The following is a 24714-nucleotide window of genomic DNA, read 5'->3' as shown; positions in this document are numbered from 1 at the left end:
CATTCGATAAAACCATTATTTCATCAAGAAATAATGATTACATTTTAACATACAGATCGGCTAGTCTTGTTACCTACACTTCGTTTTATAGATTTTAGATTTTCAGCTGAATAAAAATAAAACCTCAAGCTACGTTACATTAGCTGAGGTTTTGTTTTTTCACAAAGTAATTGTATATTTGTTCAATCGCTTGAGAATCCATTAATTCTTTACCATATTCCATTACGCGGTAAATTGTTGCTGTTGACGGATTACCGTACTCCGCTAAAATAGCTATAAAATCCGCCTTCAATAATTGAAATTGCTCTTCTTCTTCTATCCAAAGATAAAAACGATCATCCCACGTATACAACTTCCCATCAGTTACACCAAGGTTATATAAGCGATTTGACAAATTGATTACATCATCTAATGTAGCAAACTCGTAAAGTATATGTTCACTTTCATCAAGAGTCACTTGCATTTCAATAAACTCGTCACGGAACTCATCTTCTGTGTCCACTTCGTGATTTTCTTTTGTTACAATTACAACCATACCTTGAGCTTGTAGAGAAAATACTTCAACAGCAATCGGTCCATCCGCTTCAAACCCTAATTCTGTATTTGCTTCTTGCATCATATCACGGAATAGTTGCTGTACTTTCGGTGCATTTCTCCACAAATCTTCTTTCGTTAATCCTCGTTCAGATAAATCATCAAATGTTAGGAAAATTTTAATCTTATTATAATTTAAACGTTCCAGTCTCATCTCATACCCTCCCTACGTAACCATTGCATCTAATTTTTATTATATGAAATAGAAAATAGATGGTTCTTTTCGAACGACTATTCCGGCATCTTTAACCATCCATCCCATTCTTCTTTCGTGTTACCAATTAGGATATTTTGAAGATTTAATTGATCTCCAATGCCTTTTCTTCCTATAAAACCACCAGAGATGTTTTCATTTTTTTCTTGCAACAAGTCAATAAATTCTACTGCCTCTTCAAGTTCTCGTTCATCATCAAAAGATATAAACAAATATTTAGGTTGTAATTGTTCAATAGCTAGTAAAATACCTTCTTCATCTAAACTTGTCCCCATATACATTGTTTGATATCCTTTTAGTCGTAAATACGTCGCGAAAATAAATCCTTTTAATATATTATTTTCTAAAACGAAAACTTTGTTAACGGAAGAATACACCGACGCATTATGATAGATCATCCCTAAACGTGTTTGTAAGAATGATACAACATATTTGAATTGCGACATTGTAATCTCATTATTACTTTTTAAAGTTAACAACTTGTTTGCCACTTGAAGAATGATGCTTGTAACAACCTTTTCCGTTGAATATATACTAAAAGCCTCGTTTAATAATGCAGAAATTGTAATTTCATCAAATTCTAACAAAGCTTGTAGTATATCGTCCACTAAAACAACTTCTGTATCAGTAATTTTTTCTTTTTGAACGTTGTTCTGCAACCGATTCCCTTCTAATAACTGAACTGCTTGTCCAATCATCATCCCCTCAGAAACTTTGTTCATTAACCATTTCAAAATATGAATATGCTCTTCTGTATATAAACGATGCCCCGCACGATTTCTCTTTGGGGCAATAATATGATAGCGTCTTTCCCATGCGCGAAGTGTACTCGGTTGAATTCCGAGTATATTTGAGACAGCTTTTATATTATATTTTCCATTTGAATTCGGCATTATTTCCCTCCGCATAACGTAATGATATGTGTTTGGGAAGGTGCCCGAAAACGAAGAGGGAACAATGTTGTTCCATACCCATTACTAACAAAGAGAGTCGTATTAGAATGCTTATATACGCCACCCTTTAAATACTTTTCAGATGGAAACAACCGAATCTGACCTCCATGTGTATGTCCACTTAATACGAGCGAAATTTGTTCATTACCAGACATTTTCTTTATTATATCTGGGTTGTGACTAATTAAAATGCGAAAACCTTCTTCTTTACAATCAGACAACGCTAAATCTAAACGATCTCGTTCTAATCCAACATCATCGATACCGAGTAAGCAAATTTTCTCTCCTAATTCAGACTCAAATACAACTCTTGTATTATCTAATACCTTCACATTATTTTCTATTAATAAAGCATCTAATTCGTGATACTCAATTTCATAGTCATTATTTCCCCATACAAAATATACAGGGGCTATTTCTCTTAACTTTTGAATATTTAAAGCGATTTGCAATAAAGGTACTCCTTTTTCAGCTAAATCACCGCCAATAATTACGATATCTGCTTTTCCTTTCACTCGTTCAATTAGCGAGCTAGAAATGATCCTTCTATGAATATCCGAAATAAAAAAAACTTTAACTTTTTGAAAACTTTCCGGAAATTCTTCGAATACTAAAGTATGTTCCAACACTGTATTACGCATCGCTTCTTTATACATTCCAAGAAGACATACAAAACCAATGCTTATGAGAGTACATAATAATATAATCCATGACATATATTTTTTACTCTCCCTCCTCGTAAAGTATAGTCCTTAATTTTATGTGGAGCTATATATCACTCATTTAGCTAGCTCTCATACTTCGTGGACTTATCTTTTATAGGAATTTTCAATTCTTGTCCTACCTTCACTTCGTCTTCTTGTAAATCATTATACTTTTTTATTATTTCTATCCCATCTTCATCTGAGAAATATTGCTTCGCTATACTTTCTAAAGTTTCTCCATCTTTCACAACATGAGTTGCTACTTTCTCAGGCTGCTTCTTTGATTCGGTCTTAGCGGAATCAAAGAAAATTACTTCAAACGCACTTTTCTCAGCATTATTACTATCACTTTTTACCTGTATATACTTATCCGTATACCATAGGATACTAATAGGTAACAATATGAACAAAAATGTTAACACTCGGACGAAAATGTGATTCATTTTAAACTTTGGTTTGTTCTCTTTATTTCTATGAATTTCACTACGCGGCGGTAAACTTTCATCTTCTTCCACTTGCTCAACTTCTAACTCCTCTTCAAAATCAGGAATTCGTTTTCTCATGTTGTTCACCACCACCTTCCATTTATTTTCTTAATTGGAGCCCCATTATAAAATCAACAAGAAAGTGTGCAAAGATTGTTATAAACAAATTTCCTGTCCACTCGAATACATAACCAAAAACAAAACTAATAAAGCAGACGAAACAAAACAAAAAAGGCTTCGTTATATACCGAATATGTAACACAGCAAAAATTAAACTCGCTATTACAATTCCGAAATGAGTCTGCACTACACCTCTAAATAAAAACTCTTCCGCAAAGCCAATAATAAACGTGATAACGAGTAAATGCATGACAGAAATCCCTTGAAACATTCTATCGTTAATGCCACCATCATCAAACCAAGATTCTGGAAACACTCGCATTGCAACATAATCTAATAACACAATACAAATCGCTAACAAGCTACCTATTAAAAGTATAGAAACCGGTTCCCATTTCCATAAACTATAAACTTCTCTTTTATCTTGAAATAATATATATGCTAGTAAACAACCGATACCAATAATGATTAGTTGTGTTATGTAGAGATTCAGTCTTATTTCTCTCGGACTCATATCTTCAACATTATGCCTTTGAATGTTCATCATTCCTCCATCTTTCCTAGGCCGAAAAGCTTTTGTAACTCTGTTTCCCAATTATAGTCGAAAACTAACTGTTGCGCTCGTCTTTTTTTATAATCCGTTTTTGTAATACCACAGTAATCACAACAGTTTTCTATCTCTTTTTCTTTTCTATAACCGAATTGTTGTAATAAATATTCACGTCTACATCCTTGAACTTGTATCCATGACTTCATATTTTCTAGCTCACTATATTTATTACGCATTCTCACTTCCACTTCCGCTATTAATCTGTGCATTATTTCATCTGACAAGCTCTCTAGCATGAGATTTCGCTGTTGTATGATTCCAAGATGTTCGAGATGATAACGTGTAAAGCGCCAATACTGTTCATTAAATCTTGCTGCATTATAACAAATTTCTTCTACATCTTCTAATGGTAATACTTTCGTTTGAAACATTCTTTCTTGTAGTAACGAAAATAAAAATTGTATTTGCGATTTACTTGGTAATTCATCTTCAATGATTGAAATTGGCAAATCGTGATCCAATGGACTACATAATAAAATGGCTATACTCAATTCTCCATCTCTTCCCGCTCTTCCAATTTCTTGTAAATAGGAAGCTACATTTGTCGGATATTGAAAATGAATAATATATCTTGTATTCGCCTTATTTACCCCCATCCCAAAAGCACTTGTACATATTACAATTTGCAACTGGTCATTCATAAACTGTTGTTGAATTAACATACGCTCTTCATGTTCCATACCACCATGATAAAAAGCTACACCTGTAATTCCTTTTCCTCTTAAATACTCGGTTAAACGCTCTGTCCAGGCCCTACTTGAACAATAAACAATACCAGGCCCTTGCAAATACATTACATGCTCAAAAAGCGCCTCTTTTTTTTCTTCTATTGTTTCCACAAATTGCACTTCCATCGCAATATTTGGACGATCAATTGAGTACACATGCTCAGCAATATTTTTTAGATTTAAACTTTCCGCTATATCTCGCAATACATCCTTTGTCGCAGTTGCTGTTAATGCTAGTACTGTCGGAGATCCGATACTCTCAATTACTTTATCTAATTTTTTATAATCTGGCCGAAAATCATAGCCCCATTGTGAAATACAATGCGCTTCATCTACGACAAATAATGAAATATGAATTTTTTTCAATTCTCTTATTAGAAGTTCCGACTGCAACATCTCTGGCGATACGAAAACAAATTTATAAAAAGATAGCTTTTTCATCGCTTCTCTTTTTTCAATTAACGTCCGAAAACTATTCAATGCAATAACTCGATTTTTCACGACATACTTTAATTGCGTAACTTGGTCTTCCATTAAAGATAATAATGGTGATACAACAAGCACCGTACCCTCTTGCAGAAGCCCCGGAAGTTGATAACACATTGACTTTCCCCTTCCAGTCGGAAGCATTGCTACAACATCTTTTCCTTCCAATAAGTCCGTAATAACTCCTTTTTGCCCCGGACGAAATTCAGAATATCCAAACCACTTATATAAATATTCCTCAAGCTTCATTTATACCCTCCATCCGTGCCAATACAAGACGTACTTCAAAATAAGAGATTTCCTCTCCAACCGCTTGCTTCAACACACGCAATTTACGTGTTTGTAATGCTTCAATTACTTTTGTTACTTTTTCCTTTTTTTCTTTTTCCATAAACATTTCAATAGAAAATTCTTTTTCTCGTAAAGCAATTTCTACAAAATGATCTTCTATCGTGGCAACCTTCAAATTCCGAATTGTTGCTATTTCTTCTAAAGAGCGTCCTTGTCTCCAAAGATTATATGTTTTTTTCGTTGATAAACTAAATAAATCAGCTTTCTCATTTGGATAAGATATAATTTCAGCTAATAATGGAAACTCATTTTCTTTATTGCGAACTTCTTGAATAAGGAAATGAATTGTACCCCAAAATAAAAAATACACTCGAAATATATCTTGTTTCGTAATTTCCGCTAATTGTTGTAAAGTACACCCAATACGTTTATACCCAGTTAACCGATATATTACGATTGTAGCCTCTACTGGATTATTTTTTTGTAAAAGAGTATGCATTTCCTTCCATAATCTTTTAGCCAATTCACTTCTCATATACGGTATTCCAGTGAGAAAACGTTTCACCCACATCATTATTTCTGTATCCTGTTGAATTGGAATAAATTTCGTATTCGCCTGTTGTAAATTCGAAATGGTTTGAACGATCAATGATAATCTCTTCCAAAACGTTTCACCTATTTCACCATAGTGTAAACCATTTAAATATGTCGGAAAGGCAAAGTCACCTTCCCATTTGTTTAATTGCACGTTACCAGCAGTCGTTAACACATATGTATTATCATGTATACCTTGAACTAAATCCGTTTGTAACAACTTTGCAACTTCTTGATCATAATCAGCTCTATTTAATGACTTATAAATCCCAAACAAAAAAGAAATTTGAAACATATTCCCATCTTGTAATGTTTGCGACGATCTCTTTCCTTTTAATAAATAATAAATCGAAGAAACGGTTCTTTCACCATTCAATTGTTTTAAACAATATAATAAAGTATATTGTAGCTGCATTACCGCTTCCACCTCTCAGTCTAACTTCATTCCTTTTTCAATACGATTGCACATTAACTGCTATTCATTTAACTTATCATATTCACACTACATGCTTGTATATATTCTATTGTATCAAACGAAATAACATTTAAGTATTTTGAAAATCTTATGAAATAATTCAAAAATAAGTTGACACTCTAATTGATAAGCATTATCATTATAATTTTATGTTGAAAAGTTTTTAAAACCGTTTTACAATAAGATTATAATTTTTTGGCGAACTTTTCACATACATATTATCAGGAGGGAAAAAATATGGCAAAATATACAATCGTTGACAAAGATACTTGTATTGCATGCGGTGCTTGTGGTGCTGCTGCACCAGACATTTATGACTATGATGATGAAGGCATTGCATTTGTAACATTAGACGATAACCAAGGTATCGTTGAAATTCCAGATGTATTAATTGAAGATATGATGGATGCATTCGAAGGTTGTCCAACTGACTCAATTAAAGTTGCTGACGAATCATTTGATGGCGACTCTTTAAAATTCGAATAGTCTTTTATTAACTTCAAAAAATCCCCCTCATACTTATGAGGGGGATTTTTTGCACTCTTTTTCATTCTCACTAACAAAAAAACCATTAGCAGTTACGCTGCCAATGGTTTAATATTTTTAAGCATTTTTCATTTTTGCAAATACCCATACTTTCAAGCGTGAAAATAATGCTACAAATACAATTGTTACAACAATTCCTTTAATTACATTAAACGGTAATATCGCCGTTACAATAGTTTGTCGCATAATATCACTAGACATAGCTGGTGAATTTAAAAACCAAGTGTACGCTGGTAAAATAATAAAGTAGTTTAACACACTCATAATAACTGTCATAGTAATTGTACCTAGCATTAATCCTGTCGTTAAACTTTTTACTGTGCGATACTTTCGGAATAAGAATGCTGCTGGACCAATAAATAAACATCCCGCTATAAAGTTTGCTACTTCTCCTACTGGTACTCCCGTTAAACTTCCTTGAATTCCGTAATGCAAAATATTTTTTATCGCTTCTACAATTACACCTGCAATTGGACTAAAAATTATCGCCGCAATTAAAGCTGGCACATCACTAAAATCAATTTTTAAAAATGGCGGAAGCCCTGGGAATGGAAAATCCAACATCATTAGTAAATACGCAATACTACTTAGCATCGCTACACTCACCATCTGCACTACACTGTTTTTTTGTTTCATCTTTCTCTCTCCTTTTCCATCGATCTTCTCATGGAAAGTGGAAAGGTTCTGCTATGCCTATTTTTTCATAGAACGAAAAAACCCTTTGTGATTTACACAAAGGGAGAATTTTAAGGCACATCAAACAGACGTTCAAATACTTATCTTTTTTGAACGCTTGAACCTCCATCTTCTCCCATCCAGACTGTACTGTCGGCTTTGGAATCACACCAAATCCTGCCTTAACGGCTCGCGGGCTTAGAACGAAATTATTAAATGTTCATCACCGCCGGTCGGGATTTTCACCCTGCCCCGAAGATAGACCGATATTCTATTTTCCACTTCATTATACAACAACATGATCGTATTGTGAACAAAAAAAGTGTAACTTACTAAAAATAAGTTATTGATTTTATATAATTAAAGAAACGATCACTATATTTTACAATACAACCCATATTTTTTATAATTCGGTATTTCTCTTATGAATCCCCCTAGTCATATGTCGTCAAAAGTGATAAGATGTTGAATTGTTAAGATAAGAACATTTTCTGAGTTATGGAGGAAATGTCATGAAGAAAGATAAAAGACACTCTATTCGAGAAGCAATGAAAAAGAACTTAAGAAAAGAATACTTTTATTTGAAAAAAGAATTACTTTTCTACTGTCCAATTGATCTAGGCACATTCTCAAGAGAGACATACTACGCTACTTTTGACCAAGATGGCATAAGTATTTATCAGTATGATAAAAAAACAGAAAGTAAATTAAAATTGTGTGAGCGTCATCCATGGAAGAGTTGGAATAAGGTAAAAGTTGATCACTATTTAACAACTTCTCAATTTATTTTCCAAGGTGAGCGAAACTGGATTTTATCCCTTTTCCAAAAAGGAAAAGAAGCTCAAAAAATAATTGAAGAACATACATCTTTACAAACGGAAGTTGTTTCCCGTCCGTTTTCCAAGAAACTTCCTGGTTTCCGTTCTGATACACCATTGAATAAATACATCGGTTGCATTTGTTACACTGCACTTATTGCATTTTTATTAAAATGGATGATTCCATTTCAAGCACCACAAATCGCCCTGTATTCTCTTTCAATTGGCTTTATGCTTCTTGGTTTACTTTGTCTTACAATTGGTCTAATCGAACCAACTATCGTACTATTTCGGACAAAAGAAAAAACAAGAACAAAAGTCTTTTACTTATATAGCTACTTAGCTATTACTGGATTTATATGTGTCTTTATTTTTTGGTAAAAGAAGCCGTCCCAAAAGATCTTTTGGGACGGTTTTTCGTTAGGAATAGGTTACTCTTACTGTCGCATTTTATTGTTAGTCGATATTTCTTGTCGAAATGTCGATATAATAATAGCTATGTTCGATATAAATTTTCGTCGATATAATTTCATTTACTATCGCAATCTTAAATAAGAAAAAAATAAATTTATTCAAAAGTTATGCTTTTGAGACGTTGCCTTTACTTGACGTATAGTTGTTGGTTCGGATAGATTTGCTCTTGTCGCAATCCATTCCTCACTTTAATTTCCTCAACCGTCATACTAAATTTCCGGGCAATACCAACTAAAGTATCACCTTTTTGTACAATATATAGTGATGATGACACAACTTGATTTTTTTGTTCATTTAAAACAAGCAACGGATTCATCGCATTCCTTTTCTCCATCGTCCATCTCCCTTGATGCACTTCTAAATGTAAATGCGCTCCTCGCGATTCTCCTGTATTCCCTACCTCTCCAATTAGCTCTCCTTTTGAAATGTTATCACCTTGAACTACATATCTCTTATTTAAATGCGCATAAACAGCCTCATATTCTCCATGTTTAATAAACACAACATTTCCATAACTACTTGAAAAATAAGACTTTGTCACCTTACCATTTTGAATAGCTGCAACAGGCGTTCCAATAGGCGCAGCTATATCAATACCATAGTGTTTCCCATGTCTTGTCCCAAAATAATCACTTATCTGCCCATCAACAGGCCATATCCACTGATTCCCTTCAGCGTAAACATGTAATTGAGATAAAAATAATACACTCAATATCACCACGCCACATTTTAACGCTTTCATATACATCCTCCGTTTTCTAATAACCGTCATACCTTCTCTATTGTGGGATATTACAGAAAAAAGTATACAAAAAAAAGAAAGTGTATTACTCCACTTCCTTCTCTTCTTTATTACGAAAAACAAGTGCACTGCGGTTATACTCCACATCTTTCACTTGTAAACGCGCATTTATTACTCTAGCAAGCGCAAATAAATAATCAGATAACCTATTTATATACTTTAGAACAATTTCATTGGTTTCTCCTTCTTTTTGCAATGACACTATACAACGTTCTGCTCTTCTTATAACTGTACGTGCAATGTGTAGTGCAGCCGATATCTCGCTACCGCCTGGTAAAATAAAACGCTCTAAAGGCGGCGCTTCTTCTGTATACGAATCAATTCGTCTCTCTAAATACTCGACCATCTCTATCGTTACTTTATAAGGGATTTTCTTCTCTACTATTGCTAAATCCCCTCCACAATCAAATAGTTCATGTTGAATATTTTCAAGTTCGTTATAAATGTTACGAAAACATTCCTCTTGTAATTTAGACATGGCATATCCGATATGAGAATTCGCCTCATCAATTGTTCCATAAGCTTCTACACGTATATGATCTTTATCCACTCGGCCACCTATGACACTCGTTTCCCCTTTATCACCTGTTTTTGTATAAAGTTTCATTTCATTATGACACCTCTCTTTTTATTTTCATTCTGATTATTAAAGAAAAAAAACTCTACCATTCTTTATTTAATTGCACTTACAAAAAAATAAAAAACAGTAAAGCTTTTATTCATGATCAACTTTTAAAAAACATATATATCTAAATTATACGATTTGGTAAATATACAGAGAATGTAGTTCCTTCTCCAACGACACTTGATACAGAAATTTTCCCGTCATGACCTTGAACAATATTTTTAGCAATCGCAAGCCCGAGTCCTGTTCCAACTTTTTTCCCTCGCGTTCTTGCTTTATCAGCTTTATAGAATCGATCGAACAAGAACGGAATATCTTCTTCTGGAATACCAGCACCTGAATCTTGCACTTCGAAAGTAAGGCCACTATTTTTCGTATTAATTACAAGTGTAACATGTCCACCTGCATTTGTATGACGGATTGCATTATCAATTAAATTCGTCAGTACCTGTTCCATACGGTCTGCATCAAACGGATATTGTTCAATTGGACTTTGGAAATCCACTGTTAATTGGACTTCTTTATCCTTTGCAATCCCCTGGAATTTACGGCCAATTTTTTCGACAAATGGATGAATATCTACTTCACCTATATGTAACTCTACATGTCCACTTTCCATACGGGCTAAATCTAATAACTCATTTACAAGTTTACCTAAACGAACAGATTCATCATAAATAATTTGAACAAACTCATTAATTTCCTCTTTCGTTTGCACAATATCATCTAAAATCGCTTCACTATATCCTTGAAGCATTACCATCGGTGTACGAAGTTCATGTGATACATTCGCAATAAAGTCTTGACGCATTTTCTCAAGACGACGCTCCTCCGTCATATCTCGCAATACTGCTACAGCTCCACGAATTTTTGTTTGATTGTAAAGCGGTGTCATAAGAACTACGTAGTTACCTTTTTGCAAATTAATTTCAACAACTTGTTGTTGCTCACTTTCTACAACGAGATGGAATAGTTCAACAAGTTCAGAAGGCAGTTTTTTAATTAACTCTACTTCTTTTTCTTCTTGCCAAACTTGTAAGAAGTGTTCTGCCGGTGGGTTGATAACAACGACTTCACCTTCTTGATTTAACGTAACAACACCATCTGCCATACTACTCAAAATGCTAGCTAACTGCTCTTTTTCTTGCTGCAGGGCATTCATATTAAACTTCAACTGTTTCCCCATTTGATTTAAAGCAGTTGCAAGCTCACCAATTTCGTCCTGCGACACCATAGGGGCTTTCGTATCAAATTTCCCGCGTGCTACCTCAAATGCAACCTCACGCATTTTACGAAGCGGTGCCGTAATTCGAGTAGATAAGAAAAATGCAAAGAAAGTTGTTAAAATAATCGCAATCCCGGCTGATAAGAAAATAAAATCAGTCGTTCTCTCCATACCTTGTATTGGAACTTGCAATGATTCATATACAAACACTGCACTTTGATTTTTTGACTGTACTGGTTTCCCGACGATCATAATATCATTTTCAGTATTTTTATTCTTCCTACTATTAGAAGCTTTTCTAATATTATTCTTAATATCCTTTTTATCTGTAAAAACAGCTGCTAATTCTTTATCATTTTTCAAATAATCTATTGTAAGAGTAACTAATCCTTCTTGTTTCGGCGAAGAAGAAATTTCCTTACCGTCTTCTACAATGATAATCCTTGAAAGTGGATCAGAAAATTTGTAAGCAATATCCTCAATCGTTTTTACATCGGCACCTTCTTCAATTAATTCCGTGACACTTGTTGCAACTTTCTGAAGCCTAGCTTCACTCATATCAACATAATACGTTCTAAAAAACTGTGAAAGTAAAATAGCAACAAATCCAAGAACAAACGAAACGAGAAGTAATATGGTCATCCATAACTTCCCTACTACACTTCTCCAAAGCATCAGTCGTTCACAACCTCAAACTTGTAACCTACGCCCCAAACGGTAACAATCATTTTCGCTGCATCTGGTGATTGTTTACTTAACTTTTCACGTAAACGCTTTACATGCGTATCAACTGTACGTAAATCTCCGAAGAACTCATATTGCCATACTTCTTTTAACAATTGCTCACGGTCAAAAACTTTATCCGGGGATTTCGCTAAGAATAATAGTAATTCATATTCTTTCGGTGTTAAGTTTACTTCATTACCATCCGCTGTAACGCGGTGCGCATCATTATCAATTGTTAAATGAGGGAAAACAGTAACATCTTTCGTCGTTGTATCTTGTGTAAAGAATGTCGTTGGTACAGCGCGGCGTAATACCGCTTTCACACGAAGTACTACTTCACGCGGGCTAAACGGCTTTACAATATAATCATCAGTTCCAACTTCAAACCCTTGTACCCTATTTACTTCTTCACCTTTTGCTGTCAGCATAATAATTGGCGTCGCTTTCTTCTCACGAATCCCTTTACACACTTCGATACCATCTTTACCAGGCATCATAATATCCAGTAGGATTAAATCATAATCATTTTGTAACGCCATTTCTAAAGCTGTATCACCATTATCCGCTTCTTCAATTGTGTATTGCTCTCTTTCTAAATACATCTTTAATAAACGACGAATACGATCCTCATCGTCTACAATTAAAATTCTTGATTCATTTTCCATTTCTACCCGCTGCGTACTTTTACCACAACGGTTTACACCTACCCTTCTACAATATAATGTTGCACCTATCCTCGTTTAATTAAGCATTTTTTAACGTTCCACTTCCCATATTATGCTTCACAAGAATAATAAAGTTTGTTCATTTTTTTTCCAAAACTATGTATTTTTTTTGAACAGTATATTTGGTCCTCGACATCATTTTACAGAATCAACCGCTACTTTGTCATGTTTTTCTCAAAAAAGAAGAAAATTTGACAAAAATAAAATAGGAAAGTGACATACACTCTCCTATTTTATTTCTCTATGCATATGAATGTAAACCCGCGATAATTAAGTTTACTACAATAAAGTTAAACATAATGATTGCAAAACCAATCACTGCAAGCCAGGCGGATTTTTCTCCATGCCATCCTTTAGATAAACGTAAATGTAATACCGCAGCATAAAAGAGCCAAGTAATAAGCGCCCAAACTTCTTTTGGATCCCAACCCCAAAAGCGCGTCCAAGCGATTTGAGCCCAGATCATTGCAAAGATTAATGCTCCTAATGTAAACACCGGGAATCCTATCGCAATAGAACGATATCCGATTTCATCTAATAAATCACTATTCGTATTCTTTACTAACGGCTGAAGTGCCGCTGACACTCGCTTACGTAAAACAAGTCTTAATACAATATAAAGTAGCGTTCCCACTAACACTGACCAAATAACAGTATTTAATTTTTTCGCATTTACAATCGCTGGAACTTCAACTGTTGGCTCTAATTTATTTTCTGTCATTAACTTCCCTTCATGCGGTCCAACTAAAGCAGGGAGATTATACTTCATTTCAACTTGTTGTTCATTTTTATCAATCCATTGAAACTTCGCTTCGTATTTCATACTAGAAAATACCGTTGTTATTCCAATAAACCCAACTGTACAAACAAGTGTGAAAACTACTGTCTCTAACCAAAATGTACGCTTACTTCTTGTTGATTGATCTACATTTTTCAGTAAATACATTACGCCTGTAATAAAACTAATTGCTAATATTGCTTGTCCCGCTGCCGCTGTCGTTACATGAATATGTAGCCAATTACTCTTTAAAGATGGGATAAGCGGCGAAATTTCTCTCGGGAACATACTTGCATAAGCGATTAATAAAAGAGCTACCGGTAAAGCAAATAAACCAATAATACTTACACGATATACAAAGTACATAATGATAAAAGCTCCCACAAGCATCATGCCAAAAAATGTACCAAATTCAAAAAAGTTACTAACCGGTGCATGTCCTGATGCGATCCATCTTGTAATAAAATATACTATTTGTGCAATAAACCCCAAAATTGTTATAGTTATACCTATATTTGCCCACTTGTTACCTTTTTCTTTAATTGCTCCTCCAAAAAATAAAGTTGCAATTAAATATAAGATAAACGCCGCGAACAGAAAATTACTACTTATTTGTACCATATCGTTTCCCCACCTTAACTAATTTTTTTCATTCATTTTATCGTGTGGTTGTGGAATCGCTGTTCCTTCTAGTACTCTTTCAATATCTTTCTTTAAGCCGAACCAATTTTTATTCGTATGGCCTGCAACCCACCATTCATCATTAACACGTTGTATCCAAATACGGCGATGGTTCCAATACATACCTTGAATCACACCAACCATAAATATAAATCCTCCAATACCGAGAATCCAAAGCGTCAAATCTTTTCTTACTGTAAGAGCTGTTGCATTTTGCATTTCCACACCTGCAAATGACATTTTATATTTATTATTCCCGTCAGGCTCTATGTTTTGCTGAATACCGACGAAACTAACTTCACCATCTGGTGTTTCCGGGGTAAACATTTTAAAGACGAATGCAGGATTATTCGGTAATTTTGTTTTCGTATTCGGCCTTCCATTCTCATCAAAATAAAAATCAGGAAAATAGCTTAATAGTTCTAGAGAATACCCATTTCCTAAATCATATTTTTCTGTAGGATTCGCTAAATCTACTTTAATCGGTCCCAACTTTTGATTATTTTCTTTGTTTTGCAAATGGAAAGACATGCTTTTAAATTCACTTTCTTTGTAATCCACTTGATAAACAGCAAATTGATCAAATTTCAGTGGCTCATTCACTCGAATTTCAGCTTCTTTTACCTTTTCTAATTTTGGTTTTTGACCCGCTATATTTTCTCCTACCGCTTTATATAATACAGCATTTGTTTGGAAGTTTTTCGCAATCATTTTATCACCAACACGATCAATTGCTTCATCAAAAACTTCTTTATCCTTACTCTTATCATAAACTTCCTTGATAAACTTTTCGTTTCTCAAATAGTATTGACCATTTGTTCCTGGTATTTCTTTCGTTTCACCGTCACGTAACCAAAGTGCTTCATCTACATACATACTCGGTAAAAAACGTAGCATTGCACCGAATAGAAAGATAATAAGACCAATATGGTTTACATATGGACCCCAACGTGAAAAACGTCCCTTTTCCGCTAAAACGTTCCCGTCTTCCACTTTTACATTATAATTACGTTTCTTTAAATTAATTTGAACTCGTTCTAAGTCACCTTCATGCGGCGTACCAGTCCCGTGCACTCTCTGTCTTTTCAAAAAACTTGGGTGTCTTTTCACCCCTTGTTTTTTTAAAGCTTTATAAAGAGGAATGACACGGTCTAAACTACATATAACAAGTGAAATACCAATGGAAGCAATTAAAATCATGTACCACCATGATCCATATAAATTATTAAATCCTAATTGATAGTATAATTGTCCTAAAAATCCATACTCGGTCTTATAATATTCAGCTGGTTCGATTCCTGGAGTTATGTACATTTCTTGGGGAAAGATAGTTCCTATTGCCGATGAAGCTAAAGTTATTACGATTAACCATACACCTACTTTTACAGAAGAGAAAAAACTCCAAATTTTATCGACTATCGTTTTTGTATGTGTGAGAGATCTCCGAGCACTCCCCTCATATCTCATATCCAATAATTTTATATTTTCATTACTTTCAAATGGTTTCCCACATGCTTCACAAAAAATGGTTCCTATCGGATTAACATGTCCACATTCACACTTAATTTCTTTCAAAGCTCTCACCGCCCTTTTATCTATATGTACTATTGTATATTCCAGCCTAGAGTTACCGCAATACTCAGAATTTTAAAAGCGAAGGCGCTATACGTAAGCACCTCTTATGTAAAGGCTTTCTTAATTATGGAGTGATTTTCTTTAAGTACTCTTCCAATTGTTCCTTCGTTTGCTCACCTATAATTTGCTCTACTACTTTGCCTTCTTTATCAATTAAAAAGGTTGTTGGTAATGGTCCCACTCCATATGTACCTATGATCTTTTGCCCTTTATCAATTGCAACTGGGAATTTCAAATCATATTGTTTCACAAAGTTCTTCACTGCGATATCCGTTTCATCTGCATCTAAGGCAATAATTTCAACGCCTTTTTCTTTATATTTCGGATATAACTCATTCATATAAGGCATTTCTTTTTCACAGGGTTTACACCAAGTTCCCCAAAAATTTAAAAATACACCTTTTCCCTTTAAATCTTTTAATTCAATATTCTTTCCTTCTAAATCAGTTACAACAAAGTTAGGTGCTTCTTTTCCAATTTGCATTTTCTCTTTATCAGTAAAAAATCCTTGATATAGCGTAAACCCTACCGCACCGCTTAAAATGAGCAAAATGATAACACGAAATAATAAGCGATTTTTTTTCATGTTGTCTCCCCTCTCTTCGACGAGTGATAAATATATGTATTTTTTAATAAATCACCAGCGGAGCATTCCACTGGTGAAAGTTTCACAATATAGATTAGCGAGGCTTTGTAGAAGCCAATGCACGTAATTGTTTCACCTCATGTGGTGTCAATTCTCTTGCATCGCCAGGACGCAAGCTACCCACTTCTAAAAAGGCATACCGTTCACGTTTTAATTTCATTACTTTACAATCTAACGCTTCAAACATGCGGCGTACTTGACGGTTACGTCCTTCATGAATCGTTAATTGTATAATTGCCATCTCTTTACGCTTGTCCCAAGAAATAATTTTCGCTTGTGCTGGTGCTGTTTTCCCATCTTCTAATGCAACACCTCGTTCTAACATGCGAATTTTCTCACCTGTTAATGGCCCTTTAATTTTCGCAACATACGTTTTTTCAACTTTATATCTCGGATGCATTAATACATTTGCAAATTCACCATCATTTGTCATCAATAATACGCCAGACGTATCATAATCTAAGCGTCCGATTGGGAATAAACGTTGTCTAATTTCAGGGAAAAAGTCTGTTACAACATTTCTTCCTTTATCATCTGATACACTTGAAATTACACCAGTTGGTTTATATAGTAAAAAATAAACAGGTTCTTCTTTTTCAAGAGGGATGTTATTTACTTCCACTTTATCTTGAGGAGTTACTTTTGTTCCTAACTCCTTCACTATTTTCCCATTAACTTTCACTTTCCCTTGCTGAATTAATTCCTCAGCCTTTCTTCTCGATGCAATACCTGCTTGCGCAATCACTTTTTGTAATCGTTCCATTTCTTTTTTTCACCTCAAATTTATCTTACCTTACATTAGAAAGACTTGGCAACCGCCTAAGCTTTATGCCATTTACTTCGCCTATCTTTAACAACATAGCAATGATGATAAACGTCTAAAGGCATATCACGTTTTCACCCTTTATTATTGTTTACACTTTTTCATGTTGTCCACGATAAAAGTTCATCATTTTGTCAAAAACACCGCATAAAAAAACCACTATTAAACTACACGTTAATAGTGGTCGTATACGTATTATAAGCTAAATAGCGCAAAAAATGAATAGCATTACCGAAACAATAGGGAAACAAACACAATTGAACAAATAATTCCGATTAAATCTGCAAAAAGTCCTACCTTTAATGCATCTCCCATTTTTCTAATACCGACAGCCCCAAAGTATACTGTTAATATATAAAAAGTCGTATCTGTGCTACCTTGCATCGTTGAAGCTAACCTACCAATAAACGAGTCTGGCCCATATGTAGCGATTAAGTCGGTCGTAATACTTAAACCAGCAGATCCCGAAATCGGACGTATAAGTGCAAGTGGAACGATTTCGGCTGGTACATGAATAAAGTCTAACATCGGCTTCATTACCGATATCATCGCATCTAAAGCACCTGATGCCCGGAAAATAGAAATAGATACAAGCATTCCAACCATAAACGGCAAAATGGAAACCGCAATTTGAATCCCTTCTTTTCCGCCCTCAACGAACGATTCGTACGTTGGAACTTTCTTTATCGTGCCATACAAAAGGATAAAACCAATTACACAAGGAATTACCCATAATGAAATTGTATTTACAATACTCATTTTTTCCGCCCCTTTCTACTCCTTCTCCGGTAAAAATAGCGGTCAATCCAAATCGCTCCAATCATCGATAACACTTGTGCTATAAATGTTACGCCAACGATTTCAGTAGGGTTTGCTGATTCATAAGTCATTCGAATCGAAATGACAGTAGTCGGAATTAATGTAATCGCTGAAGTATTTAATGCTAGAAACGTCACCATAGAACGACTTGCTGAATCCTTTCCACCATTTAACTCTTTCAGTTGTTCCATTGCTTTAATACCTAAAGGTGTTGCTGCATTACCTAACCCAAAAAAGTTCGCCATCATATTTGATAAAATGAATCCCATTGACGGGTGATCCTTCGGTATTTCTGGAAATAATCTTTTTACTATCGGCATAAAAAGTGATACTAACTTCTTTAACAATCCAGCTTCCTCAGCAATTTTCATTAAACCGAGCCAAAATACTAAAACACTAATAAGTCCAATACAAATCGTTACAGCATCTTTTGACCCTTCAAACACTGCTTTGGTCACTTCTTCCATCGTTCCATTTATCATGGCATACACAATCCCTATAACTGCCATCGCTGCCCATACGAGATTAACCATCTATCCCAACACCTATCATGTAAGAGAAGATTTCTTTTACGTTATTCCAATACATTCCCGTTGTAGCTACTAACTTTCGTTTACTGTAAAACAAATTTCGTTCTCCAACTTTCTCGTTCCCTACATAAATTTTTGTCTTCCCAATCTTTACTCCATCCGTAAGTTTTGCACTTTTATCGAGCTCAACTTTCAATAACACGCTCTTTCTTTCCTCTTCAGTTAAAGGTACAGAAAAACTATTTTTCGTATAAACATGATTGGCATATTTCTTTTCATTTATTTCAGCGAGTGCGCCTTGTCCTAAAACTTTCGCTTGCTTATAGCGTTCAAAGCCTTTATCAAACAAATTCATATGATCATCCCAGTCACTAGAAGCACTCAAAGTTACGACAATTAAATCTAGTCCATCTTTTGAAGCTGTTGTGACAAGCGTCCGTCCTGCTTTCTTCGTAAAACCTGTCTTTCCCCCTGTTGCAAATTCATAATAAGATGTCACAAGCTTATGTTTATTTTTCCACGGATAATCCCAAGAATCTGATTTATACGTTTTTGTTCCAAAAATTTTCTTAAAGGTCTCGTTCCCCATTGCATATTTCGTTAATAATGCCATGTCATAAGCCGACGAATAATGCGATCCATCCCCATCCAAGCCATGCGGGTTTGAGAAATGCGTATCTTTCATTCCGATTTCTTTCGCCTTTTCATTCATTAAATATACAAATCCTTCTATACTCCCTCCCACATTTTCAGCAATTACTTGTGCTGCATCATTACCAGATCTAAGCATTAATCCGTAAACTAAATCTTCTAACTTAACTTTTTGTCCAGGTTTTAAATAAATTGCCGATCCTTCTACTCGTACCGCTTCATTACTAACCGATACTAATTCTTTCATTTTTCCTGATTCAGCAGCTAACAATGCTGTCATAATTTTTGTTATACTAGCAATTTTTTGTGGCTCATGTTCTAATTTCCCATATAGCACACGACCGGATTGTTGTTCCATTAAGACTGCGTTACGAGCACTGACACCACCGTTCATTTTTGCATATGCAGGAATTGGCATAACGCTTGCGTACATTATAATTAGCGTAATTATTATACAAATTCGTCTCATATTTCCCCCCCACGTCCTTTTGGCACTTTTTGTACAAGTGTATGCTTGGCCTTTTAAAATATGAACGAAATCTTCCTTCCACCTCCACTAAAAAAGACGCATGAGATATGCGTCTAATACGGTGTCCATTCAATTTGCTTCGCACTTTCAAATCTCTTTTCTACATCTGGCCAATTTACAACATTCCACCAATTTTTAATATATTCATCTTTTCGATTTTGATATTGTAAATAATACGCATGTTCCCATACATCCAGTACAAGGAGTGGTATCGTATCCCACTGTGTAAACAATTGATGAAGCGTGCTTTGCAAAATTTCTAACCTTCCTGAACGGGGTACCCATACAAGAATTGCCCATCCTGAACCTTCCACTTTAGAAGCGGCTTCCGTGAAATGCTTTTGAAAACGTAAAAAACTTCCGAAATCTTGCTCAATTTGTTGTGAAAAAGCCCCTCTCGGACTTCCACCACCATCTTTTTTCATGTTATTCCAAAATATCGTGTGTAAGTAATGACCTGATCCATGAAAAGCCGCTTCTCTTTCCCAATGCTTAATTAAATCAAATTGATTTGTTTTTCTCGCTTCTTCCATCATCTTCTCTGCTTTATTTAATCCTTCCACGTAACTACGATGGTGTTTATCATGGTGTAACATCATAATTTCTCGTGAAATGTACGGTTCTAGCGCATTATATGGATAAGGTAATGGCGGAAGGGTATGCCCCCCAATCGGAACAGCTCGTTCGCTATCCCCTCTTTCACATAGTTCATATTCCTCTCCTTCTTGCATAAATACTTCCTGTAAATGGTGTTGAATATGTTCTACATCATCACTTATTTCATACATAAACTCGGCATCTGTGTCGTATTCATGCTCTTTCATACGCTCTAATAACGTTTGAATTTTATAAGCAAGCATATGGACATCATACACTTCCATTGCACGGCTATCTAATACTTGAAGAACACTTTCACACCAGCTTTCTACTTCATGAAAGTAATCTGTAAATACACCTTGCTGACTCATGTCACACCTCCTTGATGCTATCCACTTTAACTATATTCAATTAAAATCCCTTATATAACTGGACAAAAGGAAAAGAAGCTAAGTTTCCTTAGCTTCTTTTCCTTAATTAATATTTGTGCAACATTTTTGTTTGGTAATCTGTCTCATAATATTCTAGTTCTTCACGCATCAATTGAAATTTCCCTTCTAAATCCTTCATTATTCGTTCTATAGAACCAGGGGGGATTTGCTGAAAAACAATAGAATTTTTCCCTGTATAAGCAGAACGACTATTTTCATACCAATGATCATTCTTTGGCGAAAAAAACTCTGCAATTACTTGATGGTAAATCTTATATAAAACTGTTTCAGCTGCGGTCTTTCGAAATGGTTGGCTATTCAGCAAAACAAAACATGCATCAAGTCCTTCTTCACAAAAAACAAGAAGTCTTCTTATTGACGCTAATATCCCTTTATAATATTGCTCGTTTCCTGTTGGTGTCTCCTCCAATAAAGAAGGTAACGTATGATAATTTACATAATTAGTTATCAAGGAAATTACATCTTCTAAAAATATAGAAACTTGTTCTGTTTGATTTTCAACCATCAAATTAGACATGGCTTCTCTCTCCTTTGCCGTTTTACGCTATTTCTACTCTCTTATTTTTATGTAATTCAGCTAATATTTCTTGTACTTTCACCACTGTTCCCTCGTCAAAGTATCGTTGAAAGTCTGTTACTTCATTGAGATACAAGCGCTTCTGCGCGCGTAGCTCTTTATCTTTCACTAAACAAGCGATCGCTACAATATCTCGTAAATATACGTCTTGTTCTTCTACTTTATAAACTGGATTTCCTTCAAAAGGGGTAATTTCTTGTAAAATTTCTTCAAAATATCGAACATATAAGACAGAAAAGGTTTTCTCTTGATTATTTAATATATATGTTACTTCAGATCTATTAAAAAAATCTTCTGATGTATTCGATTTTGCTTTTTCTAACTCATATCCTGCATAACCTATTATAATCATCTACTTCCCCTCTCTTCCTTCTTTCACCTTATCTTAACTCAATTTTCTAATAAACGAAATATTCTTTTAAATATAACCTATATAAAAAATAGCTTCCCTATACAGGAATTTACCTTTTTATTTTTCTTGAAGTTTGTCATAATAATATTATTGTCTCAGTTTTCTTACACAAGGAGAGTTGTATTTATGTCGTTTTCATGGAAACGTTTCTTACAAATCGGGAAAATAATCTTCCCATTTGTTGTCTTAACAATTGTTTTCTTTCAAGCTAAAAAAGAATTAGCAGGCATTTCTTTTTTAGAAGCAATTGAAACAATTAAAAACATTCCAACTGGTGGGGTATTTTTAGCGATTACACTCGGTGCATTTGCCGTTTCAACAATGTTCTTTTATGACTTTGTTATGCTTCGTTACTTAAAAGTAGATATACCTGTACAAAAGATCTTCCGCATCTCATGGATTGCCAACACTTTAAATGGATTTATCGGTTTTGGTGGTCTTGTTGGTGCCGGTGTACGTACAATGCTATATCGTCCGCATATAAAAGATAATGGAAAACTTATTAAAAGTATTGCTTGGATGACAACCGCTTTTATTAACGGATTAGCCATTCTGTCATTCCTCGGCCTTATTGGAATATTAGACACTAGTTTTATTCTGCACGAAAAACCGTGGTTATGGCCTGTTCTTATCTTCTTTGCTCTTTTCGTTCCTATATATATTGGGTTTTCTAAAATTAAAAATAGAAAAACAAAACAGCTAGACGGACAAGAGGAAGAAGAAGAAGAGAAAAATCCAACTGTTTTATATTCATTAGTTTCATTAGTCGAGTGGGTATCTGCCGGTATCGTTATGTACGTCATTTTAATATTGTTTGGAATTGATATCGAATTTCAAAAGTTTTTAGGTGTTTACGTAATTGCTGCTTTAGCTGGTGTCGTAAGTCTTGTTCCTGGTGGCCTTGGTTCATTTGACCTTGTTTTCTTAACTGGACTAGGACAATACGGCGTTGATACAGGCGTATTACTACCTGCTATGTTATTATACCGACTTGTCTATTACATCTTACCATTCTGCCTAGGTCTCATTTTTGCAGCCTTTGAAATGACAGGAGCTGCCATAAAAAAAATTGAAGATAAACCATTTATTGCACCTGCGTTAGAAACAACTGGTGTAATTTGGACTTTACAACGTGATTTTTTAGGAAAATTAGGTTCATGGGCATCCGCCGCTTTAACAGTATTCGCTGGCTTAATGGTTATTCTATCAACAATTTTACCGACTAGTATAAATCGAGCTCACGCCTTACATATTTTAGCTCCAAAGCACCTTATTCAATTTTCTTTTAGCTTATCATTAACATTCGGTATTCTCCTCCTGATTCTTTCGCGAGGCATATATTATGGAACAAAGCGTTCTTACTATATGACGATTGTTTCTTTAATTGGAGCAGCAATCTTTAATACCCTAAAAGGAATTGACATTGAAGAAACCTTTATTTTATTAATCGTACTTGCTGTGTTGTATATGCTTCGTAAAAGATTTATACGCGAGAAAATGGAAGTCTCACTTTCTGATATCGTAAAAGTATTTATCTTCTTATTACTTACGCTATATTTATATAAAAACTTAGGTATTTTATTTGCGGGTGCAAAAGAAGCGTTCCAACCTGATTTTGTCGTTCGAAATATTACACAAGTTAAACGAAGTGCATTAGCAGCAGCCTTTTTCGTTCCTACTTTTTTACTTATCGGCTCACTAATTGCCAATCGTTACCGTAGTCAATTTCCCGGGCAACCAGCTAATGATAAAAGGTTAGAAAACTTCTTAGATGAACATGGCGGGAATGTACTTAGTCATTTAGGTTTTTTAGGAGATAAACAGTTCTTCTTCAGTAGTGACGGAAAAGCACTTCTTCTCTTTTCAATTACTGGAAAACGTCTTGTTGTACTAGGTGATCCAATTGGTGATCCATCCTCCTATCGCACTGTGTTGCAAGAATTTTTAACTGAAGCTGATCGATTTGGGTATATTTGCGTATTCTATCAAATTGAAAGCAAATGGATGAGCTTATACCACGATTTTGGCTACAACTTCTTTAAACTTGGTGAAGAGGCTGTCGTTGATTTAAATACGTTTACAATAACAGGAAAGAAACGTGCTGGTATGCGCGCCACTTTCAACCGTTTTGAACGAGAAGGTTATACATTCTCTATTCATGAGCCACCATTCTCAGACGAATTATACGAGGAATTAAAGAAAGTGTCTGATGCTTGGCTCGGCGGAAAAAAAGAGAAGGGATTTTCACTTGGGTACTTCGATCGTGAGTATATTAGTCGTGCCCCTATCGCTACATTATCTGATGCAGAAGGAAAAATTATTGCATTCACAACCTTTATGCCAGTATATCAAAGTGGCATATTATCTGTTGATTTAATGCGTTATTATCCAGATGCCCCTAGCGGAATTATGGATGCAATTTTTATCCACTTATTCCACTGGGCAAAAGAAAATGAATACCATTCCTTTAATATTGGTATGGCACCACTCTCAAATGTCGGTTTATCAACGCAATCGTTCTGGTCTGAACGAGTTGCTGCTGCAATATTTAATAACGTTCGTTACACATATAGCTTCAGCGGTTTACGACATTTTAAAGAAAAATACAAACCTGCATGGAGTGGAAAGTATTTAGCATTTCGAAAGAATCATTCTTTACCAATTACAATGCTCTCTGTAACAAAATTAATAGGAAAACGAAAAAACAGCTAAGT

At 34.8% G+C, this 24714-nt stretch carries 25 protein-coding genes and 1 riboswitch; of the genes, 3 read left to right on the top strand and 22 right to left on the bottom strand.

What is annotated here, in order from left to right:
- Positions 1–139 precede the first annotated feature (139 nt).
- The 7 genes from NSS97_RS07880 to NSS97_RS07850 form a co-directional block, all read right to left on the bottom strand.
- The gene (locus NSS97_RS07880) at positions 140–748 is read right to left on the bottom strand and encodes a genetic competence negative regulator (RefSeq protein ID WP_002011786.1); all 609 of its coding nucleotides are present in this window, start codon (positions 746–748) and stop codon (positions 140–142) included.
- Between the two features lie 77 nt (positions 749–825).
- Positions 826–1701: a MerR family transcriptional regulator gene (locus tag NSS97_RS07875; RefSeq protein WP_107886943.1), complete on the bottom strand. Its 876-nt coding sequence runs from the start codon at positions 1699–1701 to the stop codon at positions 826–828.
- A complete protein-coding gene (locus NSS97_RS07870) occupies positions 1701–2477 on the bottom strand; it encodes a metallophosphoesterase (protein ID WP_107886944.1) in 777 nt (258 codons plus the stop codon). Before NSS97_RS07870 ends, NSS97_RS07875 begins: the two co-directional genes overlap by 1 nt.
- A 71-nt stretch (positions 2478–2548) precedes the next feature.
- Positions 2549–3028 (bottom strand): LysM peptidoglycan-binding domain-containing protein, encoded by a 480-nt coding sequence (locus NSS97_RS07865; protein ID WP_002126396.1) that lies wholly within the window; start codon positions 3026–3028, stop codon positions 2549–2551.
- 22 nt (positions 3029–3050) lie between these two features.
- Complete coding sequence (locus tag NSS97_RS07860; RefSeq protein ID WP_002064506.1) at positions 3051–3614, bottom strand: CPBP family intramembrane glutamic endopeptidase; 564 nt, start codon at positions 3612–3614, stop codon at positions 3051–3053.
- A complete protein-coding gene (locus NSS97_RS07855; RefSeq protein WP_002086642.1) occupies positions 3614–5143 on the bottom strand; it encodes a RecQ family ATP-dependent DNA helicase in 1530 nt (509 codons plus the stop codon). Before NSS97_RS07855 ends, NSS97_RS07860 begins: the two co-directional genes overlap by 1 nt.
- Positions 5133–6194: a helix-turn-helix domain-containing protein gene (locus NSS97_RS07850; RefSeq protein ID WP_044438012.1), complete on the bottom strand. Its 1062-nt coding sequence runs from the start codon at positions 6192–6194 to the stop codon at positions 5133–5135. Before NSS97_RS07850 ends, NSS97_RS07855 begins: the two co-directional genes overlap by 11 nt.
- 297 nt (positions 6195–6491) lie before the next feature.
- Between NSS97_RS07850 and NSS97_RS07845 the strand changes: the two genes are divergently transcribed.
- Positions 6492–6740: a ferredoxin gene (locus NSS97_RS07845; RefSeq protein WP_001151994.1), complete on the top strand. Its 249-nt coding sequence runs from the start codon at positions 6492–6494 to the stop codon at positions 6738–6740.
- Positions 6741–6857: 117 nt separating this feature from the next.
- Here the strand turns inward: NSS97_RS07845 and NSS97_RS07840 are convergent, their stop codons facing one another.
- Positions 6858–7436, bottom strand: a complete 579-nt coding sequence (locus NSS97_RS07840; protein WP_002011769.1) for an ECF transporter S component — start codon at positions 7434–7436, stop codon at positions 6858–6860.
- Between the two features lie 163 nt (positions 7437–7599).
- Positions 7600–7739: riboswitch (FMN riboswitch) on the bottom strand.
- A gap of 248 nt (positions 7740–7987) precedes the next feature.
- Here NSS97_RS07840 and NSS97_RS07835 point away from each other — a divergent pair.
- Positions 7988–8674, top strand: coding sequence for a hypothetical protein (locus NSS97_RS07835; RefSeq protein ID WP_002030740.1), 687 nt, complete (start codon positions 7988–7990; stop codon positions 8672–8674).
- Between the two features lie 220 nt (positions 8675–8894).
- On the opposite strand, the gene NSS97_RS07830 is transcribed toward NSS97_RS07835, so the two are convergent.
- The 14 genes from NSS97_RS07830 to NSS97_RS07765 all read right to left on the bottom strand — a co-directional run bounded on the left by NSS97_RS07830 (position 8895) and on the right by NSS97_RS07765 (position 21940).
- Positions 8895–9509 carry a peptidoglycan DD-metalloendopeptidase family protein gene (locus NSS97_RS07830; RefSeq protein WP_002141020.1) on the bottom strand — a complete coding sequence of 205 codons (615 nt, stop codon included), beginning with the start codon at positions 9507–9509 and terminating at the stop codon, positions 8895–8897.
- Between the two features lie 85 nt (positions 9510–9594).
- Positions 9595–10176, bottom strand: a complete 582-nt coding sequence (locus NSS97_RS07825) for a cob(I)yrinic acid a,c-diamide adenosyltransferase (RefSeq protein ID WP_002086651.1) — start codon at positions 10174–10176, stop codon at positions 9595–9597.
- A gap of 142 nt (positions 10177–10318) precedes the next feature.
- A complete protein-coding gene (gene resE / locus NSS97_RS07820) occupies positions 10319–12094 on the bottom strand; it encodes a sensor histidine kinase ResE (protein ID WP_107886946.1) in 1776 nt (591 codons plus the stop codon).
- Positions 12094–12810 carry a DNA-binding response regulator ResD gene (resD, locus tag NSS97_RS07815; RefSeq protein ID WP_002011758.1) on the bottom strand — a complete coding sequence of 239 codons (717 nt, stop codon included), beginning with the start codon at positions 12808–12810 and terminating at the stop codon, positions 12094–12096. Before resD ends, resE begins: the two co-directional genes overlap by 1 nt.
- Positions 12811–13111: 301 nt before the next feature.
- A complete protein-coding gene (gene resC / locus NSS97_RS07810; RefSeq protein WP_107886947.1) occupies positions 13112–14269 on the bottom strand; it encodes a cytochrome c biogenesis protein ResC in 1158 nt (385 codons plus the stop codon).
- Positions 14270–14287: 18 nt separating this feature from the next.
- The gene (gene resB, locus NSS97_RS07805) at positions 14288–15904 is read right to left on the bottom strand and encodes a cytochrome c biogenesis protein ResB (RefSeq protein ID WP_107886948.1); all 1617 of its coding nucleotides are present in this window, start codon (positions 15902–15904) and stop codon (positions 14288–14290) included.
- A gap of 124 nt (positions 15905–16028) precedes the next feature.
- The gene (gene resA / locus NSS97_RS07800) at positions 16029–16550 is read right to left on the bottom strand and encodes a thiol-disulfide oxidoreductase ResA (RefSeq protein ID WP_002064495.1); all 522 of its coding nucleotides are present in this window, start codon (positions 16548–16550) and stop codon (positions 16029–16031) included.
- A 94-nt stretch (positions 16551–16644) separates the two neighbouring features.
- On the bottom strand, positions 16645–17373 hold the full coding sequence (gene rluB, locus NSS97_RS07795) for a 23S rRNA pseudouridine(2605) synthase RluB (protein WP_044438007.1): 729 nt from the start codon (positions 17371–17373) through the stop codon (positions 16645–16647).
- 288 nt (positions 17374–17661) lie between these two features.
- Entirely contained in the window at positions 17662–18192 is a 531-nt protein-coding gene (spmB, locus tag NSS97_RS07790; protein WP_002086660.1) for a spore maturation protein SpmB, read from the bottom strand.
- The gene (spmA, locus tag NSS97_RS07785) at positions 18189–18785 is read right to left on the bottom strand and encodes a spore maturation protein SpmA (RefSeq protein WP_002086662.1); all 597 of its coding nucleotides are present in this window, start codon (positions 18783–18785) and stop codon (positions 18189–18191) included. Before spmA ends, spmB begins: the two co-directional genes overlap by 4 nt.
- Entirely contained in the window at positions 18778–19902 is a 1125-nt protein-coding gene (locus NSS97_RS07780) for a serine hydrolase (RefSeq protein ID WP_107886949.1), read from the bottom strand. Before NSS97_RS07780 ends, spmA begins: the two co-directional genes overlap by 8 nt.
- 113 nt (positions 19903–20015) lie before the next feature.
- Positions 20016–20930, bottom strand: a complete 915-nt coding sequence (locus NSS97_RS07775) for a superoxide dismutase (RefSeq protein ID WP_002030730.1) — start codon at positions 20928–20930, stop codon at positions 20016–20018.
- A gap of 106 nt (positions 20931–21036) precedes the next feature.
- Positions 21037–21528 carry a YpuI family protein gene (locus NSS97_RS07770; protein ID WP_002166080.1) on the bottom strand — a complete coding sequence of 164 codons (492 nt, stop codon included), beginning with the start codon at positions 21526–21528 and terminating at the stop codon, positions 21037–21039.
- Between the two features lie 22 nt (positions 21529–21550).
- The gene (locus NSS97_RS07765; protein ID WP_107886950.1) at positions 21551–21940 is read right to left on the bottom strand and encodes a hypothetical protein; all 390 of its coding nucleotides are present in this window, start codon (positions 21938–21940) and stop codon (positions 21551–21553) included.
- Between the two features lie 186 nt (positions 21941–22126).
- On the opposite strand from NSS97_RS07765, the gene mprF reads away from it, so the two are divergent.
- On the top strand, positions 22127–24712 hold the full coding sequence (gene mprF, locus NSS97_RS07760) for a bifunctional lysylphosphatidylglycerol flippase/synthetase MprF (RefSeq protein ID WP_107886951.1): 2586 nt from the start codon (positions 22127–22129) through the stop codon (positions 24710–24712).
- Positions 24713–24714: the final 2 nt, after the last annotated feature.

The organism is Bacillus sp. FSL R12-0074 (genome assembly GCF_038005725.1).
Lineage (GTDB): Bacteria > Bacillota > Bacilli > Bacillales > Bacillaceae_G > Bacillus_A > Bacillus_A mycoides.
This window is presented reverse-complemented; position numbering and strand designations above follow the sequence as displayed.

Coding starts and splice junctions, on each gene's coding strand:
- NSS97_RS07880 (WP_002011786.1), bottom strand. CDS start 748: ATGAGACTGGAACGTTTAAATTATAATAAGATTAAAATTTTCCTAACA.
- NSS97_RS07875 (WP_107886943.1), bottom strand. CDS start 1,701: ATGCCGAATTCAAATGGAAAATATAATATAAAAGCTGTCTCAAATATA.
- NSS97_RS07870 (WP_107886944.1), bottom strand. CDS start 2,477: ATGTCATGGATTATATTATTATGTACTCTCATAAGCATTGGTTTTGTA.
- NSS97_RS07865 (WP_002126396.1), bottom strand. CDS start 3,028: ATGAGAAAACGAATTCCTGATTTTGAAGAGGAGTTAGAAGTTGAGCAA.
- NSS97_RS07860 (WP_002064506.1), bottom strand. CDS start 3,614: ATGAACATTCAAAGGCATAATGTTGAAGATATGAGTCCGAGAGAAATA.
- NSS97_RS07855 (WP_002086642.1), bottom strand. CDS start 5,143: ATGAAGCTTGAGGAATATTTATATAAGTGGTTTGGATATTCTGAATTT.
- NSS97_RS07850 (WP_044438012.1), bottom strand. CDS start 6,194: ATGCAGCTACAATATACTTTATTATATTGTTTAAAACAATTGAATGGT.
- NSS97_RS07845 (WP_001151994.1), top strand. CDS start 6,492: ATGGCAAAATATACAATCGTTGACAAAGATACTTGTATTGCATGCGGT.
- NSS97_RS07840 (WP_002011769.1), bottom strand. CDS start 7,436: ATGAAACAAAAAAACAGTGTAGTGCAGATGGTGAGTGTAGCGATGCTA.
- NSS97_RS07835 (WP_002030740.1), top strand. CDS start 7,988: ATGAAGAAAGATAAAAGACACTCTATTCGAGAAGCAATGAAAAAGAAC.
- NSS97_RS07830 (WP_002141020.1), bottom strand. CDS start 9,509: ATGAAAGCGTTAAAATGTGGCGTGGTGATATTGAGTGTATTATTTTTA.
- NSS97_RS07825 (WP_002086651.1), bottom strand. CDS start 10,176: ATGAAACTTTATACAAAAACAGGTGATAAAGGGGAAACGAGTGTCATA.
- resE (WP_107886946.1), bottom strand. CDS start 12,094: ATGCTTTGGAGAAGTGTAGTAGGGAAGTTATGGATGACCATATTACTT.
- resD (WP_002011758.1), bottom strand. CDS start 12,810: ATGGAAAATGAATCAAGAATTTTAATTGTAGACGATGAGGATCGTATT.
- resC (WP_107886947.1), bottom strand. CDS start 14,269: ATGGTACAAATAAGTAGTAATTTTCTGTTCGCGGCGTTTATCTTATAT.
- resA (WP_002064495.1), bottom strand. CDS start 16,550: ATGAAAAAAAATCGCTTATTATTTCGTGTTATCATTTTGCTCATTTTA.
- rluB (WP_044438007.1), bottom strand. CDS start 17,373: ATGGAACGATTACAAAAAGTGATTGCGCAAGCAGGTATTGCATCGAGA.
- spmB (WP_002086660.1), bottom strand. CDS start 18,192: ATGAGTATTGTAAATACAATTTCATTATGGGTAATTCCTTGTGTAATT.
- spmA (WP_002086662.1), bottom strand. CDS start 18,785: ATGGTTAATCTCGTATGGGCAGCGATGGCAGTTATAGGGATTGTGTAT.
- NSS97_RS07780 (WP_107886949.1), bottom strand. CDS start 19,902: ATGAGACGAATTTGTATAATAATTACGCTAATTATAATGTACGCAAGC.
- NSS97_RS07775 (WP_002030730.1), bottom strand. CDS start 20,930: ATGAGTCAGCAAGGTGTATTTACAGATTACTTTCATGAAGTAGAAAGC.
- NSS97_RS07770 (WP_002166080.1), bottom strand. CDS start 21,528: ATGTCTAATTTGATGGTTGAAAATCAAACAGAACAAGTTTCTATATTT.
- NSS97_RS07765 (WP_107886950.1), bottom strand. CDS start 21,940: ATGATTATAATAGGTTATGCAGGATATGAGTTAGAAAAAGCAAAATCG.
- mprF (WP_107886951.1), top strand. CDS start 22,127: ATGTCGTTTTCATGGAAACGTTTCTTACAAATCGGGAAAATAATCTTC.